The sequence below is a fragment of the Rubritalea tangerina genome (assembly GCF_042683245.1).
Lineage (GTDB): Bacteria > Verrucomicrobiota > Verrucomicrobiia > Verrucomicrobiales > Akkermansiaceae > Rubritalea > Rubritalea tangerina.
On the sequence record NZ_JBHUJB010000072.1, the window covers coordinates 42901 to 49773 of the forward strand.

Below are 6873 nucleotides of genomic sequence, written 5' to 3' on the forward strand. Positions count from 1 at the left end.
ATTGTAAGAAATATGCCCACTCTTAGAGGGAGTGGGCGTCTATGGTTACTGTTCGTGGACCTTACTTTTGATGAGGAAGGCTTCGACTGCGGCTTTGGTTTCTGGACGCAGGTTATCGATGCCCTCATAGGGTTTTCCGAAGGCAGCTGGCTCATCTGGGTATTTTTTCTTACGCATCATGTGGCGTTGGATAATGCGTGTGAATTCCGCTCCGCCCCAGGCTCCGATTTCAGTGGAAACGGGGTTTTCTTCGCGGGTATCACGTTGGAGGTCGTAGAAGGATGCAAGGATGGCATTTTCGCCCGGCTCTGGCACTTTGAGCTTAAGGTGCTCTTTGACAATCGCTTCCATTTTATTTCCAGAATAGATGTAAACTGTGTCTCTTCTGCCCTTGGTTTCGCCCTCTAGCAGAAGTGCTGACTGGTCGACCCCATCGATGAGGCGGTCAGTAGGAAGTTTATCCATTGCCCCTGCGAGGCGTGCGAGGGTGGTGTAGAAGTCTGAGACGTTGAAGATATCTGCGACGATGGAGTCGGCTGCAATCATACCAGGCCAGCGGACGAAGGCGTCCACGCGGACGCCGCCTTCTGTGGTGTAGCCTTTACCGCCTTTGAAGATCATTGGGGTGTAGCCACTTTGGGGTGAGTACTTGGTGAAGTGACCGTTGTCGCCCATGATGATGACGATGGTGTTGTCTGCGACACCGAGGTCATCCATTTCTTTCATGAGGTCACCGATCCAGCGATCGAGGAGCTCCATTTTTTCGGTATAAGTACCACCGTTAGGGGTGTTGTAGATTTCGGTAGTGTGGCGTGGAGCGGAGAGTGGGATAATTGGCCAGTACTGGAGGAAGAATGGCTTGTCCTGTTTTGCAAGTTTGCGGAGGTGTTCTACTGCTTGGTCTTGGTAGCGCTGGTTGAGCTCATCGTACTTGGCTTCGGTCCAGCGTTCGCCTGGCTTCATGCCGACTTCGCGGACATTTTCACCTTTTTTCCCTTCGACACCGACAGCCATGGCAGAGCCATCTGGGCGGAACCACTTGTCTTTGGTGAAGGTTTCTTTGTATTGGCCTGGGCCGATAGAGACGGCGACGCCTTCTTTTGATGCGTCGTCATTGAAGATCGTGAGCTGGCCTTGTTGGTGGATAGGGAAGGCTGCGTAGTCGAAGCCTTGATGGTTTGGCCAAGCTTCTTTGATGTCGCCCATGTGCCATTTTCCAATGTGGGTGGTTGCGTATCCTGCTTCGGAAAGAACTTCTGCTAGAGTCACTTCTTTTGCAGGTAGACCAAATCCTGAGATGTCGACAGCTGTGTCGCCCATGCCGTATCGGTAGGGTTGGCGGCCTGTCATGAAGGCACAGCGGGTCGGTGTGCAGGATGGCTCGGTGTACATGCGGTTGAGGCGCATGGCTTGGTCTGAGAATTTGTTAACGTTGGCTGTGGAGTACCCACGAATTGAGTTGAGCTCTGGGATACCCATGTCGCCGTATCCCATATCATCGATGAGGATGTAAAAGATGTTAGGCGGTTTGCCGTTGTTGGACTTTTTGAACTCAGCGAGCTTGGAATCCACGGCTTTGTCGTCTTTAGCCCATTGTTCCGCGTGTTGGGCTTTGAGGACGTAGTGGTCGGCATCGTGGATGAGCTCCTTTGCGTGGCCTTGTGGGGTGCTGAGTAGGCTGGCACTCAGAGCACAGGTTGTGAGTAGTGTTTTAGTTTTCATGTGATTACTTGGTGAGAAGGTTTGCTTTGATTTTCGTGAGAGTTGCTTCGTCGATACCGAGGCCGTTGCGGATGTAATTTCCCATGGAGCCGTAGTCTTTGACGGCTTGTTCAAGGGTGCCATCGATGTAGTCGGTTTCGAGGAGGTAGAAGGCTTTGATATCTGTGGCATCGACTTCTTCGGGCTTGATGCCCTTCGACTTCGCGTAGGTCTCGGTGAGTTCGTTGATGCGCTTCGTGTTTTGTTTTTCGCGGAGTTTCCGCGAGAGGACATAATCTTGTTGGATAGTCTCCCATGGGACTCCGAGAGCGGAGAGGATGATGGCGGAGGCGGTGCCAGTACGGTGGACGCCGTGCGAACAATGGAAAGCGAGAGGATAGTTGCTAGGTTCCGCTAGAAGATTGAGAAGCCGAGTGTATTCTTTATTGGCATCGGTGACTAGGGCGCGGTGGATTTCGGGGTTCACGCTGGCTGGTATTTTTGAGAAGTCGCCAGTTTTGCGTGCACTCATGAGGTCATGCATGAACTCTTCGCCGAGACCGATTTTGGGGTCGATAGGGATGTGGATTTCTTTGGTTCCTTCGGGGACTCGGTCTGGGTCTTCGCTTTTGACTTCAAGGTCTGAGAGAAAATTGACGACGGTTTTGATGCCGAGGTCATCGAGTTTTTCGACATCAGCATCGCTGAGTTCTTTGAGTGAGCCGGTGCGGTAGAGTTTATGCCATACTATAGTTTTACCATCGGATGTTTTGTAGCCACCGAGGTCGCGGAAATTTGGTTGGCCCTCTAGTGGCACATGCCTGTTTGGTTGTTCGGTGGCAGTGTGTGTGGTGGGATGGTTTTTATCACACGAGGCTGAGTAGAGGCATAGGGAGCCTAGCATGGTTCCTATCAGGAGGCGTGGTATGAGCATGCTGTGGATGAGAGAGTTAGGGGTTTAAAAAAAGCAGCGCATTTTTCAGCGCTGCTAGAGGAGGTTTTACCAGTTATAGGTGAAGCCGATCATTGGGCCATGCATCGTGACATCGTAGACGAATCCGTCGTCTTTATAGTCAATGCCAATGCCGCGGTAGGCGAGTGCTAGATCCCAGCGATGGTTGATGTGGTAGCCGAGGACACCCATGAGTTCCCAATTGGTGTCTGATGAGGCCCAGCCCCCAATTTCTGCGATGCCCTTAAGGAACCATTTGTCATTGATATCTTGGATAAAGCGGACGCCGATTACGGGGTCAAACCAGCCCTTATTGTTCCCTCTGTTGCCGTCTAGACCTGCGGGGCCTGAGCCTGCAATGGAGGCGCTCATGTCAACATAGTTGTAGCTGACACCTGCGTAGAAATCGAGTGAGCCGGAGTCATATTCATTGAACCTGTAGAATGCGAGGGCTTTAGCGCGCACTTCTTCAATGTCGAGGCTCGCGGAGGCTGTGAGCATACTACCAGGATCAGGGGAGAATGTGTTGCTGCCACTGAGTTTCAACCACATGGCATCTAGGCCGAAGCCCCATTTTCCTTTTCTGGCTTCGAAGTAGCCGGCGGCACCGGCTTCGAGGTGATCTTTGAGGTCAGAGAAAGCCGCGTCGACGCCAAGTGATGGCACGTTAGGGCCAGGGGAAACATCTCCCGTTAGGCTTGCCATCATGAAGTAGGGGGAGAGAGAGAACTCCCAACAATCTTCAGAAATGGGTTCTAAGTTAATTTTGCTTTGGTCTTCACCAGCTAAAATAGGGGTACACATTGCTCCTAAAATGAGAGCTCCAAACAGGTGGTTTTTTGTAGATTTCATTGGAAAAAAATAATGAACGAAAGTGACAGGTAACATAGTTATATGTGTTAGGCGTGGCAAGAAGCTTTTGATTATCAGATTTTTCTGTATTCACGTTAGAGGGGGATGGCTTTTTGAGAAAGTGGTGAATTTCGGCTAGGTTGCGATTTTTTGATATTCACTTTGGCGTTGAGTTTGCTGGGTTGGCTCTAACTATTTCGGGTTAAAGTATTTGATAGAGTCTGTGACAGAAGTGTGTCGATTGGGTTGGGGCGTTGACAGATCAGGGAGGCCTGATTCAGGCTGTGGGGATGAATGGGGTACAAAGGTTTCAGATGCGATTTGATGACTTTGATGCTTTGCATGCATCGATACGCGACTGGGATTTGGATTTGGTTCAGCTTCAGTGCGGGGTCTTTCAGGCGCATTTGACGCAAGTTGTTGCGGGAGAAATGTTGGTGAGCAGAGCGCGTTTTTGTTCGAAGGTGGAGCAGCTAGGGAGTGCACCGGTTGGCTATCGGACCTTTGCATTTTTGTTAAATCCGGAGAGCCGAATTCAGTGGAGAAACCATGAGGTTGGAGGGAATGACATAATGTTATTTCCCGTGGGTGGGGAGTTGCATTCAATATCCGAGTCGGATTTTCACGTGATCACATTTTCGGTGCCGAAGGATACGTTAGAGTCACATTGTGAAGCAGTGGGTTGCTCTCCGAAGATATTGGAGAGGGAGGTATTTCGGTCAGACCCTGTCAGTATGGCTAGGTTACGGCAGCACTTTGGTCTCTTTCTTAATTTGGATGAGGTTCCCTGTGTGGGGGCAGTGACATCTGATTTAGTGGAGTTATTGGTGCGGGTTTGTTATCGCAGCAGGTTATCTGAGTCAGATAGGGTGCGGAGTAATCGCGTGATGGCGGTAGACAAAGTGCGTGAGTGTATCGCGATGTCGAAGAATCATTTGAATCTGCAGGAGATGACAGCGGTATCTGGAGTGAGTGCCCGTACGTTAGAATATGCTTTCCGTGAGCAATACCAGATGGGGCCTAAAGCTTATTTTAAGCGTTTTCGGTTGCATCAGGTGAGACGTGAGCTTTGTGCTATGAGAGGTGAGAGGAGGAATATTTCAGAGGTGGCATCGGAGTGGGGGTTCAATCACATGGGGCAATTTGCAGCAGACTACAGGAAGCTCTTTTTAGAGCTGCCCTCACAGACTGTTAGGATGTAAAGAAGGGGGAGTGGGTTGGGGTTTTGTCTGCTTAAGCTAGAGTAATTTTGGTTTATCAGAGTGATCGTTTATGAGGGTAATGCTGGGTGGGTTGTTTGTGTTTGATCAATTTGTCAGATTATGGTCAGTTTACGCTAATGAAACCACTACCGATCGCAATCACGACGCTTTCACTTACGATGGGAGCCATTTCGGCTCAGACTGAAGCCCCGGCAAAGGAGAAAGAAGTACCGATGACTTTAGAGGAGCGAAAGGCTTCGATTCCTAGTCTAGAGAATCATATTTCTGAGCGTCGCGGGCGCCTTGAGGAAATCAGTGTAGATGTTCTGAGACTTGATGATCGCCTTGAGAAGAAGGTGGATAACATTGTGAACAAATTGGCGTCGTTAAAAGACTCAGAGAGTTCACGACGACGTGTTAGCCAGATTAAGATGGCAGCGATGGAAGGCTTGGTAAAAGACGCTAAGGAGTATCAATCTAAGCGTGCGGAATTGATTAGAGAGCTGCAGAAGAAGAAACCTAGTCAGCCTAAGGACATGGTAGAAGGGGATGTTCAGATCGTTGATGACCGAGTTGAGAAGCGCGTTGAGCAAGTCTTGTTGCTTTCGAAGTCATTTTCTCAGGAGCGAGATGTGAAAAAATACACCAATGGAGGTGGTGGTTATTATGGCTGGGGTGGAGGTTGGAACTCGAATGAGCGCGTGAGTGAAGAGTGGCGTCAAAATAACCGTGATAAGAGCATGAATAAGAAACAGCGTGATGCTGTCAAAGCGGCTCTGGAAAAATCTATCACTCGTTATGAGTCATTGGCCAATGGCGTAGAGCAAAAGTTGAAGAGCAAGGAAATTTCGGCGGAGTACAGAGAGCTTTTGATGTCGGAGCAGGCGCATTACAATCGCGTGCTTGAGAACCGTAAGCGTCAGTTAGCAGACTTTGTGTTAGTGGAGCAACCTCACACAAAGGCAATTAGTCAGCGTGAGGCGCTTGACGTAGAGCGTGCACTGGACGATGCGGTCAACGATTTTGACTCTGACATTCGCTTGATTAAGCAGAAGTATGCAGAGATTGTGGACGAGCGCCGTAAGATTCAAAAGTTAGAGTCGAATCTGAAAGCACGCAAACAGTGGTTAATCGACTACGAAGCAGGCAAGGTGAAGTTGCCTACTGAATAAACACTTTATGAAAGTAAAACCCTCAAGATTGGCCATAGCAGGAGCTATGGCCAGCATCAGTATATCAAATCTGCAGGCTCAAGACTTCAGTGAGTCGCTGGCGTCAGGAGCGGCAAGTGCAGATTCAGGCGGGCAGGTTGATGAGTTGGCCAAGAAGTTAGCGAATCCTATCGCGGATTTGGTAAGTTTTCCTATTCAAGCGAACTACGATGAGAATTACGGTGCTGATGATGGGGGAAGTGTCTGGCGTATCAACGTGCAGCCAGTGATTCCGATCCAGATTAATGAGGATTGGAATGTGATATCGCGTACGATTGTTCCCGTGATTGATCAGTCTGGGTTCAGCGATCCTAATCAGAATAAGTCTGGGATTGGTGATACGGTACAGAGTTTATTTTTCTCGCCGCGGGAGAAAGTAGGTGATTGGATTTTAGGAGGGGGTCCCGTCTTTTTATTACCGACAGCCAGCAATGACGTGTTGGGATCTGAGAGATGGGGCATAGGGCCAACGGGGATTGCTTTGAAACAATTTGGGCCATGGACTGTTGGGGGATTGGCCAATCACATTTGGTCGTTTGCAGGGAACGAGGATCGCAATACAGTTAACGCGACATTTCTTCAGCCATTCATCAACTACATTCTACCTAGCAAGACCACGCTTTATTTGAATTCGGAATCGACCTATGATTGGAATTCCAGCACATGGTCTGCGCCCATTAATTTTGGAGCGAACCAGATGCTTAAGATCGCTGGGCAGCCATTGCAGGTTGGGATTGGTGGTCGTTATTGGTTAGATAGCCCGAGAAATGGCCCTGAGGGTTGGGGGCTTCGCATCAATTTCATCATGCTCTTTCCGAAGTAGTCGGCTGTTGCTGCGTATTTCTTAGAGGTGCTCCTCGTTGGATCGATGTGCATTTTGTCCACACCGCCTAGTGTGCTGTCAGCGAAGTCCTCTTCATATTGGTGCGAATATTGCTGACAGCTCAGTATGGCT

Annotated in this window: 6 protein-coding genes; 3 read left to right on the forward strand and 3 right to left on the reverse strand. The window is 49.5% G+C overall.

Annotated elements, in window-relative coordinates; all coding sequences use genetic code 11:
- Positions 1–45 precede the first annotated feature (45 nt).
- From ACFSW8_RS14575 to ACFSW8_RS14585, 3 genes are all read right to left on the reverse strand, one after another.
- Positions 46–1722, reverse strand: a complete 1677-nt coding sequence (locus tag ACFSW8_RS14575; protein ID WP_377178610.1) for a sulfatase-like hydrolase/transferase — start codon at positions 1720–1722, stop codon at positions 46–48.
- A 4-nt stretch (positions 1723–1726) separates the two neighbouring features.
- Positions 1727–2635 (reverse strand): tyrosine-protein phosphatase, encoded by a 909-nt coding sequence (locus tag ACFSW8_RS14580; RefSeq protein ID WP_377088120.1) that lies wholly within the window; start codon positions 2633–2635, stop codon positions 1727–1729.
- Positions 2636–2701: 66 nt separating this feature from the next.
- Positions 2702–3505: a TonB-dependent receptor gene (locus ACFSW8_RS14585; RefSeq protein WP_377088121.1), complete on the reverse strand. Its 804-nt coding sequence runs from the start codon at positions 3503–3505 to the stop codon at positions 2702–2704.
- A 254-nt stretch (positions 3506–3759) separates the two neighbouring features.
- Between ACFSW8_RS14585 and ACFSW8_RS14590 the strand changes: the two genes are divergently transcribed.
- The 3 genes from ACFSW8_RS14590 to ACFSW8_RS14600 all read left to right on the forward strand — a co-directional run bounded on the left by ACFSW8_RS14590 (position 3760) and on the right by ACFSW8_RS14600 (position 6741).
- Positions 3760–4707, forward strand: coding sequence for a helix-turn-helix domain-containing protein (locus ACFSW8_RS14590; protein ID WP_377088123.1), 948 nt, complete (start codon positions 3760–3762; stop codon positions 4705–4707).
- A 137-nt stretch (positions 4708–4844) separates the two neighbouring features.
- Positions 4845–5879, forward strand: a complete 1035-nt coding sequence (locus ACFSW8_RS14595) for a hypothetical protein (protein ID WP_377178612.1) — start codon at positions 4845–4847, stop codon at positions 5877–5879.
- Positions 5880–5925: 46 nt separating this feature from the next.
- Positions 5926–6741, forward strand: a complete 816-nt coding sequence (locus tag ACFSW8_RS14600) for a transporter family protein (RefSeq protein WP_377178614.1) — start codon at positions 5926–5928, stop codon at positions 6739–6741.
- Positions 6742–6873 lie beyond the last annotated feature (132 nt).

What these genes read in the sequence shown, in the direction of transcription:
- ACFSW8_RS14575 (WP_377178610.1), bottom strand. Translation starts at nt 1,722, where the DNA reads ATGAAAACTAAAACACTACTCACAACCTGTGCTCTGAGTGCCAGCCTA.
- ACFSW8_RS14580 (WP_377088120.1), bottom strand. Translation starts at nt 2,635, where the DNA reads ATGCTCATACCACGCCTCCTGATAGGAACCATGCTAGGCTCCCTATGC.
- ACFSW8_RS14585 (WP_377088121.1), bottom strand. Translation starts at nt 3,505, where the DNA reads ATGAAATCTACAAAAAACCACCTGTTTGGAGCTCTCATTTTAGGAGCA.
- ACFSW8_RS14595 (WP_377178612.1), top strand. Translation starts at nt 4,845, where the DNA reads ATGAAACCACTACCGATCGCAATCACGACGCTTTCACTTACGATGGGA.
- ACFSW8_RS14600 (WP_377178614.1), top strand. Translation starts at nt 5,926, where the DNA reads ATGGCCAGCATCAGTATATCAAATCTGCAGGCTCAAGACTTCAGTGAG.